This is a genomic window from Nonomuraea sp. NPDC051298, assembly GCF_055586305.1.
In genome coordinates this window covers 143,389-160,584 of the sequence record NZ_JBVJIM010000011.1, presented here as the reverse complement: position 1 = coordinate 160,584, position 17,196 = coordinate 143,389, and the positions used below count along the sequence as shown (strand labels likewise).

General features: G+C 72.6%; 15 protein-coding genes. 5 read left to right on the top strand and 10 right to left on the bottom strand.

What is annotated here, in order from left to right:
* Positions 1-35: 35 nt before the first annotated feature.
* Positions 36-965, bottom strand: a complete 930-nt coding sequence (locus ACZ6S0_RS29175; protein WP_465922503.1) for a carbohydrate kinase family protein — start codon at positions 963-965, stop codon at positions 36-38.
* A 149-nt stretch (positions 966-1,114) separates the two neighbouring features.
* Here ACZ6S0_RS29175 and ACZ6S0_RS29170 point away from each other — a divergent pair, with 149 nt between their 5' ends.
* The 4 genes from ACZ6S0_RS29170 to ACZ6S0_RS29155 all read left to right on the top strand — a co-directional run bounded on the left by ACZ6S0_RS29170 (position 1,115) and on the right by ACZ6S0_RS29155 (position 5,105).
* Positions 1,115-2,104 carry a substrate-binding domain-containing protein gene (locus ACZ6S0_RS29170; RefSeq protein WP_465922502.1) on the top strand — a complete coding sequence of 330 codons (990 nt, stop codon included), beginning with the start codon at positions 1,115-1,117 and terminating at the stop codon, positions 2,102-2,104.
* An 11-nt stretch (positions 2,105-2,115) separates the two neighbouring features.
* A complete protein-coding gene (locus tag ACZ6S0_RS29165) occupies positions 2,116-3,078 on the top strand; it encodes an ABC transporter permease (RefSeq protein ID WP_465922501.1) in 963 nt (320 codons plus the stop codon).
* On the top strand, positions 3,075-3,899 hold the full coding sequence (locus ACZ6S0_RS29160) for an ATP-binding cassette domain-containing protein (protein WP_465922500.1): 825 nt from the start codon (positions 3,075-3,077) through the stop codon (positions 3,897-3,899). The genes ACZ6S0_RS29165 and ACZ6S0_RS29160 overlap by 4 nt, the downstream gene beginning before the upstream one ends.
* A gap of 192 nt (positions 3,900-4,091) precedes the next feature.
* Entirely contained in the window at positions 4,092-5,105 is a 1,014-nt protein-coding gene (locus ACZ6S0_RS29155; protein WP_465922499.1) for a LacI family DNA-binding transcriptional regulator, read from the top strand.
* A 175-nt stretch (positions 5,106-5,280) separates the two neighbouring features.
* Here ACZ6S0_RS29155 and ACZ6S0_RS29150 read toward each other — a convergent pair whose 3' ends face one another.
* The 6 genes from ACZ6S0_RS29150 to ACZ6S0_RS29125 form a co-directional block, all read right to left on the bottom strand.
* Positions 5,281-6,336 (bottom strand): PQQ-dependent sugar dehydrogenase, encoded by a 1,056-nt coding sequence (locus ACZ6S0_RS29150; RefSeq protein WP_465922498.1) that lies wholly within the window; start codon positions 6,334-6,336, stop codon positions 5,281-5,283.
* A 210-nt stretch (positions 6,337-6,546) separates the two neighbouring features.
* The gene (locus ACZ6S0_RS29145) at positions 6,547-7,374 is read right to left on the bottom strand and encodes a PIG-L family deacetylase (protein WP_465922497.1); all 828 of its coding nucleotides are present in this window, start codon (positions 7,372-7,374) and stop codon (positions 6,547-6,549) included.
* Between the two features lie 193 nt (positions 7,375-7,567).
* Positions 7,568-8,662: a glycerophosphodiester phosphodiesterase gene (locus ACZ6S0_RS29140; RefSeq protein WP_465922496.1), complete on the bottom strand. Its 1,095-nt coding sequence runs from the start codon at positions 8,660-8,662 to the stop codon at positions 7,568-7,570.
* A gap of 127 nt (positions 8,663-8,789) precedes the next feature.
* On the bottom strand, positions 8,790-10,385 hold the full coding sequence (locus ACZ6S0_RS29135; RefSeq protein WP_465922495.1) for a GMC oxidoreductase: 1,596 nt from the start codon (positions 10,383-10,385) through the stop codon (positions 8,790-8,792).
* Positions 10,386-10,395: 10 nt separating this feature from the next.
* The gene (locus ACZ6S0_RS29130; RefSeq protein ID WP_465922494.1) at positions 10,396-10,899 is read right to left on the bottom strand and encodes a carboxymuconolactone decarboxylase family protein; all 504 of its coding nucleotides are present in this window, start codon (positions 10,897-10,899) and stop codon (positions 10,396-10,398) included.
* Complete coding sequence (locus ACZ6S0_RS29125) at positions 10,896-11,975, bottom strand: NAD(P)H-dependent amine dehydrogenase family protein (RefSeq protein ID WP_465922493.1); 1,080 nt, start codon at positions 11,973-11,975, stop codon at positions 10,896-10,898. The genes ACZ6S0_RS29130 and ACZ6S0_RS29125 overlap by 4 nt, the downstream gene beginning before the upstream one ends.
* 221 nt (positions 11,976-12,196) lie before the next feature.
* Here ACZ6S0_RS29125 and ACZ6S0_RS29120 point away from each other — a divergent pair, with 221 nt between their 5' ends.
* The gene (locus ACZ6S0_RS29120; RefSeq protein ID WP_465922492.1) at positions 12,197-14,308 is read left to right on the top strand and encodes an ATP-binding protein; all 2,112 of its coding nucleotides are present in this window, start codon (positions 12,197-12,199) and stop codon (positions 14,306-14,308) included.
* Positions 14,309-14,315: 7 nt separating this feature from the next.
* On the opposite strand, the gene ACZ6S0_RS29115 is transcribed toward ACZ6S0_RS29120, so the two are convergent.
* Genes ACZ6S0_RS29115 through ACZ6S0_RS29105 form a run of 3 tightly spaced genes read right to left on the bottom strand, consistent with a single transcriptional unit; the run spans position 14,316 to position 17,190 of the window.
* Positions 14,316-15,686, bottom strand: coding sequence for an amidase (locus ACZ6S0_RS29115; protein WP_465922491.1), 1,371 nt, complete (start codon positions 15,684-15,686; stop codon positions 14,316-14,318).
* Between the two features lie 32 nt (positions 15,687-15,718).
* A complete protein-coding gene (locus ACZ6S0_RS29110; RefSeq protein ID WP_465922490.1) occupies positions 15,719-16,525 on the bottom strand; it encodes an amino acid ABC transporter permease in 807 nt (268 codons plus the stop codon).
* Positions 16,522-17,190: an amino acid ABC transporter permease gene (locus tag ACZ6S0_RS29105; RefSeq protein WP_465922489.1), complete on the bottom strand. Its 669-nt coding sequence runs from the start codon at positions 17,188-17,190 to the stop codon at positions 16,522-16,524. The genes ACZ6S0_RS29110 and ACZ6S0_RS29105 overlap by 4 nt, the downstream gene beginning before the upstream one ends.
* Between the last annotated feature and the right edge of the window lie 6 nt (positions 17,191-17,196).

Sequence of the window (17,196 nt, the reverse complement as noted above, 5' to 3'; positions counted from 1 at the left end):
CCGCGTACGGGCCGGGCGGTCTCGTACGCGGCGGGTCAGCCGTCGGCCGCGAGCCGGTCGGCCCACGGCGGGTCGGCGCCCGGGACCGAGCACGTCAGCGCCGCCACCCAGGCCGCGAAGACCGCAGCAGCCACCGCGCTCTCCAGATCGAGGGCGTCGAGCCGCCCGCCGAGCAGCCCTTGCCCGCCGAGGTGGTGCAGCAGCCCGGCCGTGAACGAGTCGCCGGCCCCCACCGTGTCCACGACGTCCACCCGCGGCGCGGCCACCTGGGCGCGCTCCCCGTCGAGCGAGACCAGCGCCCCGCGAGCCCCACGGGTGATCACGATCAGCCGGGCGCCGGCGGCGTGCCACAGGTCGCAGGCGCGTTCCAGGGAGGTGCCGGGCAGCAGGAACTCGAGGTCGTCGTCGCTCAGCTTGAGAATGTCGGCCCACTCGCACCACCGGGCCACCTGGTAGTCGTCCTTCGAGGCCAGCGTCGGGCGGACGTTCGGGTCGACGGAGACCGTGGCCCGCGCCGACGCCTTGCGCGCGAACTCCTCCACCGCCGCCGCGCCGGGCTGCCTGACCAGCGCGAGCGAGCCGGTGTGCAGGCAGGAGGCGGGGCCGAGCCGGGCGGAGTCCAGCTCGTACGCGCTCCACTGCCAGTCGGCGGCGCCCTCGGCGTAGAAGGTGTAGTCGGCCCGGCCGCCCGCGTCGAGGGCGGCCACCGCGAGCGTGCTCGGCTCCCCGGCCTCGACGGCGGCCGACAGGTCGACCCCTGAGGCGGTCAGGTGGTCGCGGAACAGCTCCCCGAACACGTCACGCGAGATCCGCCCGAGGAAGCTGGCGGGCGTGCCCAGCCGCGCCAGCGCCACGGCCGTGTTCGCGGGACTGCCGCCGGGCAGCGCCCGCAACTCCAGCCCGGGTGCCCGGCCCCGAGGGCCGGTGAAGGCGTCGGCGACGCACTCGCCCAGGACAGCGATCATCGAGTCGGCCTCTCATCAGGCACATTGCCGATTCGTTACGGCACGGGGGCATTGACGTTTCTGAAATCGGAGTTCATCATCGCAGAACAGCAGATGTCAACGTTGACAGGTGTCAACGATGACATCGAATCCCCGCTGATAGGAACGGCATGAACGCGAAACTTCCAGCCGGACTCCTCACCGCCGCCCTCCTGATCACCGGCTGCGGCGCAGGCAGCCAGAGCACCCCCGGCTCCGCCGGCGCCCCCAAGGTCGGCCTCATCACCAAGACCGAGACCAACCCGTTCTTCGTCAAGATGAAGGAAGGCGCCCAGAAGGCGGCCCAGGCCAACGGGCTGGAGCTGATGAGCGCCGCGGGCAAGTTCGACGGCGACAACGCCTCCCAGATCACGGCCGTCGAGAACATGGTCGCCGCCGGGGTGAAGGGCATCCTCATCACGCCGAGCGACACCAAGGCCATCGTGCCCGCCATCAAGAAGGCCCGCGACGCGGGCGTCATGGTCATCGCCCTCGACACCCCCACCGAGCCCCAGGACGCCACCGACGCCCTGTTCGCCACCGACAACCTCAGGGCCGGCGAACTGATCGGCCAGTACGCCAAGGCCGCCCTGGCCGGCAAACCCGCCAAGATCGCCACTCTCGACCTGGCCCCCGGCGTCACGGTCGGCCGGCTCAGGCACGACGGCTTCCTGAAGGGCTTCGGCGTGCAGGAGGGCGACCCGTCCGTCGTCTGCTCCCAGGACACCCGCGGCGACCAGGCCAGAGGCCAGACCGCCATGGAGAACTGCCTGCAGAAGGCCCCCGACATCAACCTCGTCTACACCATCAACGAGCCCGCCGCCCTGGGGGCGTACACGGCGCTGAAGGCGAAGGGCCGGGAGAAGGACGTGCTGATCGTCTCCGTGGATGGCGGCTGCACCGGCACCAGAGCCGTGCAGTCCGGCCAGATCGCCGCCACCAGCCAGCAGTACCCGCTCAAGATGGCCGAGGACGGCGTCAAGGCGGTGGCCGCGTTCGCCAAGGGCGGCCAGAAGGCCACCGGGTACACCGACACCGGCGTCACCCTCATCACCGACCGGGCCGTCCCCGGGGTCGAGGCCGAGGACACCGCCTTCGGCCTGGCCAACTGCTGGGGCTGAGCATGGCCGTGATGGAAGCGTCGCTGCCGCGCCGCCTGGTCAGCACCCCCGTCGCCGGGCCGCTGGCCGCGCTGCTGCTGGCCTGCCTGTTCTTCGGACTCAACACCGGCCAGTTCTTCACCGGGCCCAACTTCTCGCTCATCATCCAGCAGGTCATGGTGGTCGGCACGCTGGCCGTCGGGCAGACCCTGATCATCCTGACCGCGGGCATCGACCTGGCGTGCGGCGCGGTCATGGCGTTCGGCGGGATCGTGATGACCAAGCTGGCCGTGGACTCCGGCCTGCCGCCGCTGCTCGCGGTGGCCGCCGGGCTGGCCGTCTGCGCCGGGTTCGGGCTGGTCAACGGGCTGCTGGTGACGCGGATCTCGCTGCCGCCGTTCATCGTGACGCTGGGCATGCTGAACGTGGCGTTCGCCCTGACCCACATCTACTCCGCCGAGCAGACGGTGACCGACCTGCCGGCGCTGCTGACGTTCCTCGGGCAGACGTTCCAGGTCGGCCAGACGAACGTCACCTACGGCTCGCTGCTGACGATCCTGCTGTTCCTGCTGTTCGCGTACCTGCTGGGCTCGACCGCGTGGGGCCGCCACGTGTACGCGCTCGGCAACAACCCCGAGGTGGCCCGCCTGGCCGGCATCAGGACGAGCCGCCTGCTGGTCGGCGTCTACACGCTGGCCGGCCTCGTGTACGGCGTCGCCGCCCTGCTCCTGGTCTCGCGTACCGGCGTGGGCGACCCGCAGGCCGGGCAGACCGACAACCTCGACAGCATCACCGCGGTCGTGCTCGGGGGCACCAGCCTGTTCGGCGGCCGGGGCCTGGTGCTCGGGACGCTCGTCGGAGCGCTCATCGTGGGGGTGTTCCGCAACGGTCTGCAGCTCATGGGCGTCGCGTCGATCTACCAGACGCTCATCACCGGCGTCCTGGTGATCCTCGCGGTCGCCGTCGACCAGCTCTCCCGCAGGAGGACCCGATGACCACCCTGATGACCACTCCGGTGCTCCAGGCCCGCGGCCTGGTCAAGAGGTACGGCCACGTGACCGCGCTCGACGGCGCCGACTTCGACCTCCTGCCCGGCGAGGTGCTGGCGGTCATCGGCGACAACGGCGCGGGCAAGACGAGCCTGATCAAGGCGCTGACCGGCGCGCTGCAGCCGGACGCGGGCGAGATCCGGCTCGACGGCGAGGCGGTGCGCCTGCGCGACCCCCTCGACGCCCGCAGGCACGGCATCGAGACCGTCTACCAGGACCTCGCGATCGCCGCCTCGCTCGACATCGCCACCAACATGTTCCTGGGCCGCGAGCTGCGCAAACCCGGTGTGCTCGGCAAGGTCTTCCGCATGCTGGACAAGAGGCGCATGCGCGAGGAGTCGGCCCGGCACATGGCCGAGCTGAAGATCGGGCTGCGCTCGCTCACCCAGCCGGTCGAGTCCCTGTCGGGCGGGCAGCGGCAGGGCGTGGCCGTGGCCAGGGCGGTGGCCTGGGCCACGCGCGTCGTGGTCATGGACGAGCCCACCGCCGCGCTCGGCGTCAAGGAGTCCGGGCAGGTGCTCGACCTGATCAGGCAGGTGCGCGACCGGGGCACGCCGGTGGTGCTGATCAGCCACAACATGCCGCACGTGTTCGAGATCGCCGACCGGGTCCACGTCCAGCGGCTCGGTCGCAGGGTAGCCGAGCTGAGCCCGCGCGACCACAGCATGGCCGAGGTCGTGGCCATCATGACCGGGGCGCTCCAGGTGACGGAGGGCAGGGCCGTGGTGGCGGACCAGGGCGCGGCGAAGGCGATCGGCCTGTCCTGATCGCGGGCGGCTGACTGGGGCGGCCGTAACGATGCCGCCATGACGGTGCCGCCGCAACGGTGCCGCCGCAATGGTGCGGCCACAACGGTGCGACGCGGAGTGAGACGGCCGAAATGAGATGGCCGAAATGAGATGGTTGGCATGAGACGGCTGGTATGAGATGGCCGGTAAGAGACGGCTAGCATGAGCGAAATGCGGCGTCCGACGATGACAGACGTGGCGCGTGAGGTCGGGGTCACGGCCAAGACCGTCTCCCGGGTGCTCAACGACGAGGGCCCGGTCGCCGTGGAGACGCGCGAGCGGGTCCTGGCGGCCGTCAGCAGACTGGGCTACCGGCCCAACCTCATGGCCCGCAACATCCGGATCGGCGCACGCGACGCCGCGATCGGGCTGGTCATCCCCGAGCTGGGCAACCCGTTCTTCGGCACGGTCGCGGACGGCGTGGAGAGCGCCGTACGCGCCCGCGGGCTCACGCTCATCGTCGGCACCTCCGACGAGACGGCCGACCTGGAGCAGTCGCTGATCGCGACGTTCCTGGGCCGCCGGGTGAGCGCGCTCATGGTGGTGCCTGCGGCGGCCAGCGACCACCGCCACCTGCGCTCCGAGCGGATGGCCGGGCTGCCGATCGTCTTCCTCGACCGCCCCGCCGTCGGCCTGACCGCCGACTGCGTGGTCAGCGCCAACCGCGACGGCTCACGGGCCGGGGTCGCCCACCTGATCGCCCACGGCCACCGCAGGATCGGGTTCGTGGGCGACCTGCCCGCCACCCTCTACACCCGCCGCGAACGCCTCCAGGGCTACCGCGACGCCCTCACCGCCGCGGGCCTGCCGTTCGACCGATCGTTGGTGGAGACGGGGCACTCGGTGGAGGCCGCCACCCTCGCCACGCAGCGCCTCTTAGACCGGGACGACCCGCCGACGGCGCTGTTCACCGGCAACAACTTCGCCTCCACGGGCGCGGTGGTGGCGCTGTCGAGGGCGGGACGCAGGGACGTGGCGCTGGTCGCGTTCGACGACCTGCCGCTGGCCGAGGCGCTCGAACCGCCCCTGACTGCGGTGGCACAGGACCCGGCCGCGGTCGGGGCCGCGGCGGCCGAGCTGGTGCTGTCGCGGCTGGACGGCGACCGCTCGAAGGCACGCCGCGCGATCGTCCCCACCCGGCTGGTCGTCCGCGGCTCCGGCGAACTGCCCCCGCCCACCCCGTAGGGCTCCCGGCGACCGCCACGGTCGCCGGGAGTACGGGCTCGGTGCCTACTCGGCCGCCGGGAGTACGGGTTCGGTGCTTACCTGGCGGTCGGGGAGGGCGGGTTTGATGCGTTCTCGGCCGCCGGGAGTACGGGTTCGGTGCTTACCCGGCGGCCAGGGGGAACGGGTCTGGTGCTTACTCGGCGGCCGGGGGGACGCGGACGATGCGGTCGTCCTGGGGCACCGGGGTGCCGCGGCCGTCGTGGTTGCTGGTCGCCACCCACAACCGGCCGTCAGGCCCCGCGGCCACCGCGCGCAGCCGCCCGTACGTGGCCGTGAACTCGGCGCTCGGCGTGCCCGGGATGCCGCCGCTGATCGGCACCGTCCAGAGGCGCTGGCCGCGCAGCGTCGCCATGAAGAGCGTGTCGTGGGCGTACGCCAGGCCGCTGGGGGACGCCTGGGACGTGGGCCAGGTGACGATCGGGTTGCGGAAGGTGGTGCCGGAGCAGGTGCCCTCGCAGGTGGGCCAGCCGTAGTTGCCGCCCGGCAGGATCAGGTTGAGCTCGTCCCAGGTGTTCTGGCCCAGTTCGCTGGCGTACATCCGGCCCTGGGAGTCCCACGCCAGGCCCTGGACGTTGCGGTGGCCGTAGCTCCAGACGCGGGAGTTCGTGAACGGGTTGCCGGACGGGACGCCGCCGGTCGGCGTCATACGCAGGATCTTGCCGGCCGGGCTGCCGAGGTTTTGCGAGTTGGCGGTGTTGTTCGCGTCGCCGGTGGCCACGTACAGCAGGCCGTCGGGGCCGAAGGCGATGCGGCCGCCGTCGTGGATGGTGGCGCTCGGCACGCCGGAGAAGATCACCGGCTGCGTCTGCGGGGCGCTCAGGCGCAGCCTGACCAGGCGGTTGTCGCCGCTGGTGCTGGTGAAGTAGGCGTACACCCAGCCGTCCTGGGCGTAGGTGGGCGAGACCGCGATGCCGAGCAGGCCGCTCTCGCCGGAGGCGCGTACGCCGTTGACCGTGGCGACCGCGGCCGGTGCCTGGCCGGGGCGCACCTGCATGATGCGGCCGGTGTTCCGCTCGGAGACGAGCGCGCTGCCGTCGGGCAGGAACGCGATTGCCCACGGGACCCGCAGGCCCGTGACGGACACCTCCGCTCGGGAGAAGTCGAAGCCGTTCTGGGCCTGGGCCGGTGGGACGCCGATGCCCAGGGCGAGCAGGACCATGATCAGGACCGGGACGAGGCGGGCGCGCATGACGGACTCCTTGACCGGACAATGGGGGGTGTTGTCAGCACCGTAGGATGCCCGCGGCCGGATCTCAACCGGCACGCCCGATCCGATCCACCCGATCAAGGTGACAGTGCCGTAGCGGTGAAACTTTCCCCGCGTTCCGCGTTCCGCGGCTCCCGGGCTTCCAGCGTCCGGGCTTCCAGCGTCCGGGCTTCCCGTGTCCGGGCGGGGTGGTCAGGTGTCGCGCAGGCCCGCGAACAGGTCGTCCTCGCGGTCGGGGGCGTCGGTCTTGTCGAGCACCCGCTCGAACGTCTCGTGGGCGAACGCCAGGTGCTGAACCTCGTCGGGCATGCGCAGCAGGAAGATGTTCTCCCCCTGGCTCTCGTGCGCCCGCAGGGACTTGATCTTGCGCTCCACGAAGGGGCTGACGTCGATGACGCTGGTCACCCGCTCGTCGGGGGTGCCGAAGTCGTCGCCGGGCTCGAAGTCGCCGAGGTCGACGCCGTGCTCCTGCATCAGCTCGAACATCCGCCGCATGGCCGACCTGGGCATGGCCGTGTAGTAGAGCTTGTCGGGAATGCCGCTGCGCTCGGCGGCGGCCATCGTGACCCGGTGCGTCTGCACGTGGTCGGGGTGGCCGTAGCCGCCTCCGCCCGTCTCGTCGTAGGTCACCACGACCTGCGGCCGGTAGTGCTCCATCAGCGCGGCGAGCCTGGCGGCGGCCGTCTCGACCGGGATGTTGGCGAACGCCTCCGGGTGCGCGTTGGTCTCCCAGCCGACCATGCCGGTGTCGCGGTAGCCGAGCAGCTCCAGATGGTCGATGCCCAGGTGGGCGATCGACTCGCGCAACTCGCCGAGCCGCCGCCGGGCCACCGCAGCGTCGTCGTGGCCTGGCTCGCCCGGCTTGACGCCGCCCTCGTCGTCGCCCTGCTCGCCGTTGGTGCAGGTGACCAGGACCGTGCGGATGCCCTCCTCGGTGTAGCGGGCGAGGATGCCGCCGGTGCTGAGACATTCGTCGTCGGGGTGGGCGTGCACGACCATCAGAGTGAGTTGCCGATCCATGGGCCGACACACTACTCGCAGCCCCCGACAGTTCCGGCACCCCGCCTCCCCGTCAGGACACCGCCGGCTCTTCCCGCTGCCCCAGCAGGTTCCTCGCGAGGACCGCACCTGGACGACGGCGAAGTTCATGGGCGCGGCGGGCGTTCCCCGGGACCTCCGGGAGGGGCGGTGAGCGCCCGCCGTGCCTGGCCCGTCAGAGGGAGCGCTTGGCCACCACCGCGCGGCCCATCGACGGGTCGTCGCAGAACGCGCCGTCGATGCCCAGGTCGAGCAGCCGCTGCAGCCAGCCCATCACGTTCCCGGTGGCCCGCGCGTAGGCGGGGGAGGCCGGGTTGCCGAGCCGGTAGTCGGCAGGGAGCTGGGAGTTCTCGTTGCGGACCGTCCAGACGTGCACGTCGAGGCCCTTGCGGTGGGCGTCGGAGACGAGCGTGGTGGGCTCCAGCGTACGGCCGGAGGCGTCCTGCGGCACCACCCGGCGGGTGTCCACGCCGATCCCGTCGGCGTAGCGCGCGACCTCGCGCAGCCCGTCCGGCTTGACCATGTCGTCGTAGGTGCGGGTGCTGCCCGAGGCGACCCAGTCGTAGGGGGCGCCGCCGGACGTGATGAGCTGGATCAGCGGCAGCCGCGTCCTGCCGCGCAGGTCACGCAGGTTCGCCGTCTCGAAGGACTGGATGTACGCCTTGCGCACCCGGTACCGGTTCAGCACGTCGAGCAGCGGCTCCTCCAGCGACAGGCCGATGGAGTCGAAGTAGGTCGGGTGCTTGGTCTCGGGGTAGACGCCGACGCCGTGCTCCAGCGCCAGCTTCACGACCTCCTCGAAGGTCGGCACCTCCGCCAGCCCGTCGAACGCGGTGTTGTCGGGCCGCAGGTCGGGCACGCGTTCCTTGGCGCGCAGGGTCTTCAGCTCGGCCAGCGTGAAGTCCTCGGTGAACCAGCCGGTCACGGGACGGCCGTCGATGGTCTTGGTGGTGCGCCGGTCGGCGAACTCGGGGCGCGCGGCCACGTCCGTGGTGCCGGAGATCTCGTTCTCGTGCCTGGCCACCAGCACGTGGTCCTTGGTGGAGACGAGGTCGGGCTCGATGTAGTCGGCGCCCATGGCGATGGCCGCCTCGTACGACAGGAGGGTGTGCTCGGGCCGGTCGGCGCTGGCGCCCCGGTGGCCGATCACGAGAGGGGTGTCGCCACGGCGCTCGGCCGTGGCGGGAGGCGTCTGGGTCAGCACGACGGCGACCGTACCGCCTGCGAGGACGGCGGACAGCACGCTCGCGAATAACCTGCGGATCGTCATGCGCGCACGGTAGGCGGCCCAGGTGGACCGCGAGTTACGGGTGGGCACACAGTGGTGGACGTATGCGGATGTGCCCTCTGGGGAAGTGCGGGGCACGCGGCCGCTCTCGACGGCCGCGTCGCGCCGGTCACAGGTCGGTGGCGATGATGTGCTCGATGTTGCGCTCGGCCAGCGCCGTGATGGTGACGAACGGGTTGACCGTGGCGTTGCCGGGGATCAGCGCGCCGTCGATGACGTACAGGCCCGGGTAGGCGGTCAGGCGGCCGTAGTTGTCGGTGGCCCGGTTCAGCACGGCGCCGCCCAGCGGGTGGTATGTCAGGTGGTCGCCCCAGATCTTGTAGATGCCGAACAGGTCCGTCCGGTAGATCGTGCCCTCCTTCGCGTTGATCTTGTCGAAGATCGTCTTGGCCATGTCGATGGACGGCTGCTTCCAGGCGGTCTGCCAGTTCAGCTCCACCTTGCCCGCCCCCGCGTTCCAGGAGAACTGCGCCCGGTGCGGGTTGTTCGTGATGGACAGGTAGAACGAGGCGAACGTCTCGATGCCGGTCGGCAGCGGCGCGACCTCGGCGAACGCGCCCCCGGCGGCCCAGTTGTCGATGCCGCAGCACGGGATGGACGACTGGAGACTGCCGGTCGGGTCCCACAGGTGGTTGGCCCGGCCGCACATGACGTTGCCGTTGTCGCCCCAGCCCTTGCCGACCTCGGCGTTCAGCGCGGGCAGCGCGCCGGTGGCCTTCAGCCTGACCAGGAGCTTGCTGGTGCCGACGCTGCCCGCGGCGAAGAACACCCGGTCGGCGGTGACGGTCTTGGTGGCGACCGTGGCGCCGGTGGTGTCGATCTGCTCGATGGCCACCGTGTAGCCGCCGCCCGCCGCGGGGGCGACCGAGGTGACCTTGTGCAGCGCCGAGACCGTGACCCGGCCGGTGGCCTTGGCCAGGGCGAGGTACGTCTTCTGCAGCGACTTCTTGCCATGGTTGTTGCCGTAGAGGATCTCGCCGGCCAGCGCCGACTTGGTGACGGTGCCGGCCGCCTCCTGCTTCATGTAGTCCCAGTCGTACACGTCGGGGACGAACACGAACGGGAAGCCGGAGCGCTGGGCGTGCTTGCGGCCGACGCGGGCGTACTGGTAGCAGGCCGTGGTCTCGAACCAGGCCGGGTCGATCGTGGCCACGCCGAGGGCGGCGTTGGCGCGCGGGTAGTAGACGGAGTACATCTCGTCGGCGTTCACGGACGGCAGCACGGAGGCGAAGTTCTCGCGCCTGGGCGTGACCGCCATGCCGCCGTTGACCAGCGAGCCGCCGCCGACGCCGCGGCCCTGGTAGACGGTGATGCCGCCGAACTCCTCCGCGTCCAGGACACCGGTGTGGCGGGGGATGTCGCGGTCGAGGGGGAAGCCGAGGAAGTAGTTGAGCGGGGCCTTGGTCCGCGTCCGCAGCCAGTAGGAGCGGTAGTCGGGCTCCAGCGTGTTGCAGAAGATCTTGCCGTCCGGGCCGGGGGTGTCCCAGGCCATGCCCATCTCGACCAGGTGGACGTCCACGCCGGCCTGGGCCAGGCGCAGGGCGGCCACGGAGCCGCCGTACCCGGTGCCGATCACGAGGGCCGGGACCCGCGCGCCGGAGGGGATCGCGCGGGCCGGCCCGGCGTGCACCCCGAGGGCGGCGGCGCCCAGCAGGGAGCCTGTTCCGGCGATGAAGCCGCGGCGGGAGACGCTGTTCTGACTCATCTGGCGGGCCTCACTCTCGGCTTGGGGAAGGGGAGCGACCGCTGGGCAGCCGGCACATCGTGTCCAGGCCCAGGACGTGGTTGAGCCGGCCGAAGGCCAGCCAGGAGCCGAGGCACATGCTCAGCTCCACGATCTCCACCTGGCTGTAGCAGGCGGTCATCCGGGCCCAGAACTCCTCGTCGAGCCCGTGGTGGTCGAGGGCGTACCGCTCGGCGTACTCGGCGGCCAGCCGGGTGCGCTCGTCGAAGGCGCCGGTCGTGCGCCACTGCGCCACCGACTCGGCGAAGTCCTCCTCGACCCTGTGCCCGTCGCGCTCGGTCCGCCAGTCCAGGCAGAAGGCGCAGCCGTTGATCTGCGCCATCCGCAGCCGGGCCGCCTCAAACTCGCGCAGCCCGAGCGTGGTGTGGGCGTAGACGGCCATCGAGAAGCGGGAGGCGGCGGGGCCGATGCCCGGCACCAGCTCGCCCCACACGTACTCGATCGCGTCCTTGCCCTCCGGGATGTCGATCCTCATGGCAGCCTCCTTCCGAGCCTGCCGGCGGCAGGTCGCAGCGGTACGTCGAGCGCGTCGTAGAGCCCCGGCCCCGCCGCCACGAGCCAGTCGATGGCCCCGACCAGCCGCCCCACGGCGGTGGCGTTGCCGCCCGCGGAGCGGTTGCCCTCCTCGTCGACGGCCTCGACCGTGACCTCGATGCGCGGCAGGCCCTCGATGATCACCCGATGCGCCCCCGCGCCGCTCGGCGGCAGCGGCCAGCCGGGGGCGCAGGACGGGTGGATGCGGGTGACGTGCTCGACCACGATGCGCGGCACGCCGCCGACGACGCCCTGCACCTCGAAGCGCGCCGCGCCCTGGGTGCCCGCCTCGAACGCGCCCATCGAGGCCGTCGTCACCGTGGCGTCGAGCGGGAGGCGCTCGACGTGCTCGCGGATCTCGTCCAGCTCGGCGCCCAGGGCGCGGGCCATCAGCCGCACCTGGCCGCCCCACACCATGGACGGCACCGTCGGCGCGAGCATCGGCGGCTCGTAGTCCATCGGCTGGCCCATGCCGACCAGGTAGCGGACGGAGTCGGGCTGGTCGTAGGTGGAGTAGTCGAAGATCTCCTGGCACCGTACGGTGTCCACGGTCGTGGCCAGCCCGCTGACCAGCAGCGGCAGCACGTCGTTGCCCCAGCCGGGGTCGACGCCGGAGACGAACAGTGAGCCGCCGCCCTCGGCGATGGCGGCCAGCACGGGCTCGCGTACCTCGGGCGGGGCACCGCGGTGGTCGTAGAGGGCGTAGAGGGAGGGCGTGACGACCACGGCACCGGCCAGGATCGCGCGGACGACGTCCGCCAGGGCCTCGTCGGGGCGGATGTCGCCGGAGGCCGCGTACACGACGGCGCGGGGGCCCGCGGCCAGCGCCGCCCCGGCGTCGGAGGTGGCCGCGACGCCCAGGCGGCGGCCGAGACCGCCCAGCTCGCCCGCGTCACGGCCGATCTTGGCGGGGTCGTGGACGACGACGGCGGCGAGTTCCAGCGCCGGATGGGCCGCGACGGCGCGGATGGCGGCGCGGCCGATGTTGCCGGTACCCCAGACGATCGTGGACACCATGGGCGGAGCGTAGCAAGCGCTTGGTTTGGTGTATAGGCCCAGGTTTTCGCGTGGGTTACCGGAGCTTCACGGACCCGCCTTTGGCCGGGTGAGCGGGCGGAAACGCCCGTGACCGCGCCGGTTGGGTAGTCACTTTCTCACTTTTCGTGGCGGATCCGGCTCGCGTCCGGCAAGCTGCTGTTCACCGAAGGCGGCGGACGGAAGCCGGACGGGTGGGGATCATGAACATGGGTGGGCGGCACGCCGGGAATCTGCCGCCGGAGATGACCAGCCTGGTGGGTCGTCGCGGAGAACTCGCTCACATCCGCCGACTGTGCGGCGAGCACCGGATGGTGACGCTGACCGGCGTGGGCGGCGTCGGCAAGACCAGGCTCGCGCTGCGGGCCGCCACCCTCATGGAGCCCGGCTACGCCGACGGGGCCTGGCTCGTCGCGCTCTCGGCGCTCGACCAGGGGGCGCTGGTGCCGTACGCGATCGCCGAGGCGCTGCCGCTGGCCGACCGTACGACCCGGCCCATGACCGAGGTGCTCGGCGAGTACCTCATGGACCGTGACCTCCTCCTGGTGCTCGACACCTGCGAACACCTCATCGACGCCTGCGCCCGCACGGCCCGCGAGCTGCTCGCCGCCGCGCCCCGGCTGTCGATCCTGGCCACCAGCCGCCGCCCGCTGGGCCTGCCGGACGAGCAGGTGCTCGGTATCGACCCGCTGCCCCTGCCCGACGCCGCCGGGGGCGGCCGCCAGGACGCGGTGACGTTGCTCGCCGAGCGCACCGCCGCCGTCGTCCCCGGCTTCACCGTCACCGACGGCAACCGCGCCGAGGTCGTCCGCCTGTGCCGCCGCCTGGAAGGGCTGCCGCTGGCGATCGAGCTGGCCGCGGCCCGGCTGCGCGAGCTGCCCGCGCAGGAGCTGTGCGACCGGCTGGACGACCGCTTCGCGCTGCTGGGCGACGTCGAGGCCGAGGTGCTCGACGCCGACCCGCCCTGGCACCAGGCGCTGCGTACCGCGGTCGGGTGGAGCCACGAGCTGTGCACCCCCGAGGAACGGCTGCTCTGGGCCCGCGCCTCGGCCTTCGCCGGCAGCTTCGACGACCGGGCCGCGGCGGAGGTCTGCGCGGACGCGCTGCTGCCCGCCGCCGGCATCCCGGACCTGCTGGCCGGGCTGGCCGACAAGTCGATCCTCATCTGGGCGCCGACCGGCGGCGGCGAGCGCTATCTCATGCTCGACACCATCCGGGAGTACGGCGCCATGTGGCTGCGCGCCCTCGGCGAGCAGGAGGAGCTGCGCCGCCGCCACCGCGACCACTTCCTGGCCATGGCCCGCCGCGGCGACACCGCCTGGCTCGGGCCCGACCAGGTCTCGTGGATCGACCGCACCACCGCCGAGCACGAGAACCTGCGGACCGCGCTCGACTTCAGCCTGGCCACCCCCGGCGACCACGCCGCGCTGGAGCTGGCCGCCGCCCTGTGGTTCTTCTGGTACCCCTGCGGCTTCCTCCGCGAGGGCCAGCACTACCTGGAACGCGCGCTCGAACTCGACACCGAGCCCAGCGTCGTGCGCAACCGGGCCCTGTGGGTGTGCAGCCTGATGCTCATGGTGCAGGGCGACCCCGCCGCCGGCATGGCCTGGGCCGCCGAGTGCGCCGGGGTCGCCGAGCAGCTCGGCGACCCCGCCGCCGCGCTCGCCGCCCAGGCCATGGTCATGGCCGCCGCCACCATCAGGGGAGACCTGGCGCTGGCGCTCGCGCTGGCCGAGAGCCTGCTCGCCGTGCACAGGCCCGAGCACGGGCTCAGCCTGCCGACGCTGCTGGCCCGGCTCGGGCAGAGCCACGTGCACACCGCGCAGGGCCGCGTCGAGGAGGCGATCGAGACGCTGGAGGCGATGTGCGCCGAGTGCGACAGGCACGGGGAACGCTGGATGCGCGCGTACGCCGAGCTGTTCCGCGCCCAGGTGGAGCTGTCGCTCGGGCGCTTCGAGGCGGCCCAGGGCTTCGCCCGCGCGGCGCTGGCGGTCAAGCACCGCCTGCGTGACAACATCGGGATCGCGCTGGCCCTCGACGTGCTGGCGTGCGCCGCGTCCGCCTCCGGGCAGGCCGAGCCCGCCGCGCGCCGGCTCGGGCTGGCCCAGCAGGTGTGGGACACGGTCGGGCGGGCGCAGATCGGCATCCGCCAGTGGGTCGCCGCCCGCGAGCGCTGCGAACGGCAGGCGCGGGAGCTGCTCGGGGACCGGGCGTACCGGGCGGCCTTCCTGGCCGGCTACGACACCGGCCTGGAGACCGGCATCCTGCACGCCCTCGACCCCGCCGCCCACGACCGTACGGCCCCAGAGCGCTGACCGGTCGTCAGCTCCCGGCCAGGCGGGTGGCCGCGGCGCGGAAGAGCAGCGGCTCGTCGCCGGGGCGGCAGACGAGCTGCAGGCCGACCGGCAGGCCGTCCACGGTGCCCGCGGGGACCGTCAGCGCGGGGAGACCCAGCACGTTCCACGGGCAGGTCAGCGCCAGCAGGGCGGGACGGACCTCGACCGTCCGGCCCGCCGGCGCCACCTCGCGCCGGTCGAGCGGCGGCGCGGTCAGCGGCACGGTCGGCAGGGCGAGCACGTCGTGCCGCTCGAACAGCGCGCCGAACTCCGCGGCCAGGCGCTCGCGGGCGGCCAGGGCGCGGACGTGCCGCCAGCCGGGCACCTCCGCGGCGGCGCCCAGGCGTTCGAGCACCTCGGGGCCGAACAGCTCGGGCGCGTCCGCCAGCCGCTCGGCGTGCACGGACGCCGCCTCGCAGGACTGGATGACGGTGTACGTCACGCGCGCCTCCTGGGCCAGCCCCTCGGGCAGGCGCACCTCGTCCATGGGGCCCGCCGCCGCCCGGACGGCCCGCACCACCCGCGTGTCCCAAGCGTCCGGGCCGTCCGTGTCCAGCCACGCGATCCGTCCCTGCGCGTCCGCGCGCTCTTCCTCGTCCCCGGCGGGCTCCGCTCCGGCCAGGCGGCGGTAGGCGATCAGGCAGTCGGCCTCGTGGCCCGCGAGCACGCCCACGTGGTCGAAGGACGTCGCCAGGGGGAACACGCCGTCCGCCGGGATCGCGCCGTACGCGGGCTTGAACCCGGCGATCCCGCACAGGGCGGCCGGGATGCGGACGGAGCCGCCCGTGTCCGTGCCGAGGGCGAGCGGGACGATGCCCGCCGCCACGGCCACCGCGCTGCCCCCGCTGGATCCCCCCGACATGCGCGCCGGGTCCCACGGGTTGCGCGACGGGCCGGAGGCGGAGCGGTCGCCGGTGGGGCCGTAGGCGAACTCGTGGGTCGTGGTCTTGCCGACGACGACCGCGCCCGCCCGGCGCAGGCGGGCCACGCACTCGGCGTCCTCGCCGGGGACGTACCCGGCGAAGTGCCGCGACCCCATGGTGGCGGGCAGCCCGGCCACCATGATCAGGTCCTTCACCGCCACCGGGATCCCGTGCAGCGGGCCCCGGTCGGCGCCCCTGGCCAGCTCGTCGTCCGCCTGCCGGGCCGCCCGCAGCGCTCCGGCGGCGTCGACGGTGACGAACGCGTTGAGCGCCGGGTTCAGGGCCGCCGCGGCGTCCAGGGCCTGCTCGGCCAGGGCGGCGCAGGTCGTCCTGCCGTCGCGCAGGTCGCGGGCCAGCTCGGGGATGGTGCGGCCGGTGAAGGGGCCGGGGGGCGGGATCGTGTGGCCGGTGAGAGAGCCGGGGGAGAAGGACATGGCTCTCTTTCTACACATTCCCGCCCTTCGGGTCACCGCTGGTTCGCGGCCCCGAGGCGGTGGGCCAGCCGGTCCAGCGCCATGTTGATCACGATGAAGATGGCCGCGATGAGGATCGCCGCCGGGATCACGTTGGAGAAGTTGGCCGCGATCCCGTTCAGCCCGCGGTCCACCAGCTCGTCGTAGCCCACGATCAGGCCGAGCGCCGAGTCCTTCAGCAGCACGATGAACTGGCTGACCAGCGCGGGCAGCATGGCCTTCAGCGCCTGCGGCAGCAGGACGAGCCGCATCACCTGGCCCTTGCGCATGCCGACCGCGTACGCCGCCTCCCGCTGCCCCTTCGGCAGGCTCAGCACCCCGGCCCGGATGATCTCGGCGATCACCGACCCGTTGTAGAGCGTGAGCCCGAACACCACCGCCGCGAAGGCCGAGATGTTCACCCCGATGAGCACGTACGAGCCGAAGAAGGCGAAGAAGATCAGCAACAGCAGCGGCACGGCGCGGAAGAACTCCACCACCACGGCCGCCGGCACCCGGATCCACCGGTGCTCCGACAGCCGGGCCGTGGCGAAGACGATCCCGAACAGCCCGGCCAGCACCACCCCGGCGACGGCCGCGGACAGCGTCCCGGCCAGGCCGGGCAGGATGAACGTGGCCCAGACGTCCCCGCGCAGCAGCGGCAGCCACTTCTCGGCCGCCCACTGGTCTTTCGCGTCGAAGCGCACGTAGACGACGTACGCCACTGCCAGCAGGCCGAGCGCGACGGCCGCCGTCAGCATCCGGTTGCGGGCGATGCCGCGCGGCCCCGGGGCCTCGTACAGGTTCGTGTAGGCGCTCACCTGGCCACCGCCAGCCGCCGCGACAGCCAGCCGAACAGCAGCCCCGTCGGCAGGCACAGCAGCACGAAGCCGGCGGCGAAGCCGAGGAAGATCTCGATGACCTGGTCACCGTAGGTCTCGATCAGCTCGCGCATCCGCACCGACGCCTCGCCCACGCCCACGACCAGCGCGATCGTGGTGTTCTTGGTCAGCGCGATGAGGATGCTGCCCAGCGGCGCCACCACCGCGCGGAACGCCTGCGGCAGCGTGATCAGCAGCAGCGTCCTGACGAAGCTCAGCCCCAGCGAGCGGGCGGCCTCCGCCTGCCCCACGGGCACGGTGTTGAGCCCGGAGCGCAGGGCCTCGCAGACGAACGCCGAGGTGTAGGCGGTCAGCCCGATGACCGCGAGCCAGAAGTTGTTGGTCGCGAGGTCGTCGGACAGCTCCAGCCCCAGGTTCGCCCCGATGCCCAGGCCGGTGAACAGCAGCACCAGGGTCAGCGGCGTGTTGCGGGCCACGGTCACGTACGCGCTCGCGGCGCCGCGCAGGGAGGACAGCGGGGAGACCCGCATGGCGGTCAGCACCGTCCCCAGCACGAGGGAGCCGAGCGCGCTGACCGCAGTCAGCCGCACCGTCATCCAGAAGGCGGCCAGGATGGTGCCGCCCTCGGTCAGCAACGCGTCCATGCCGCC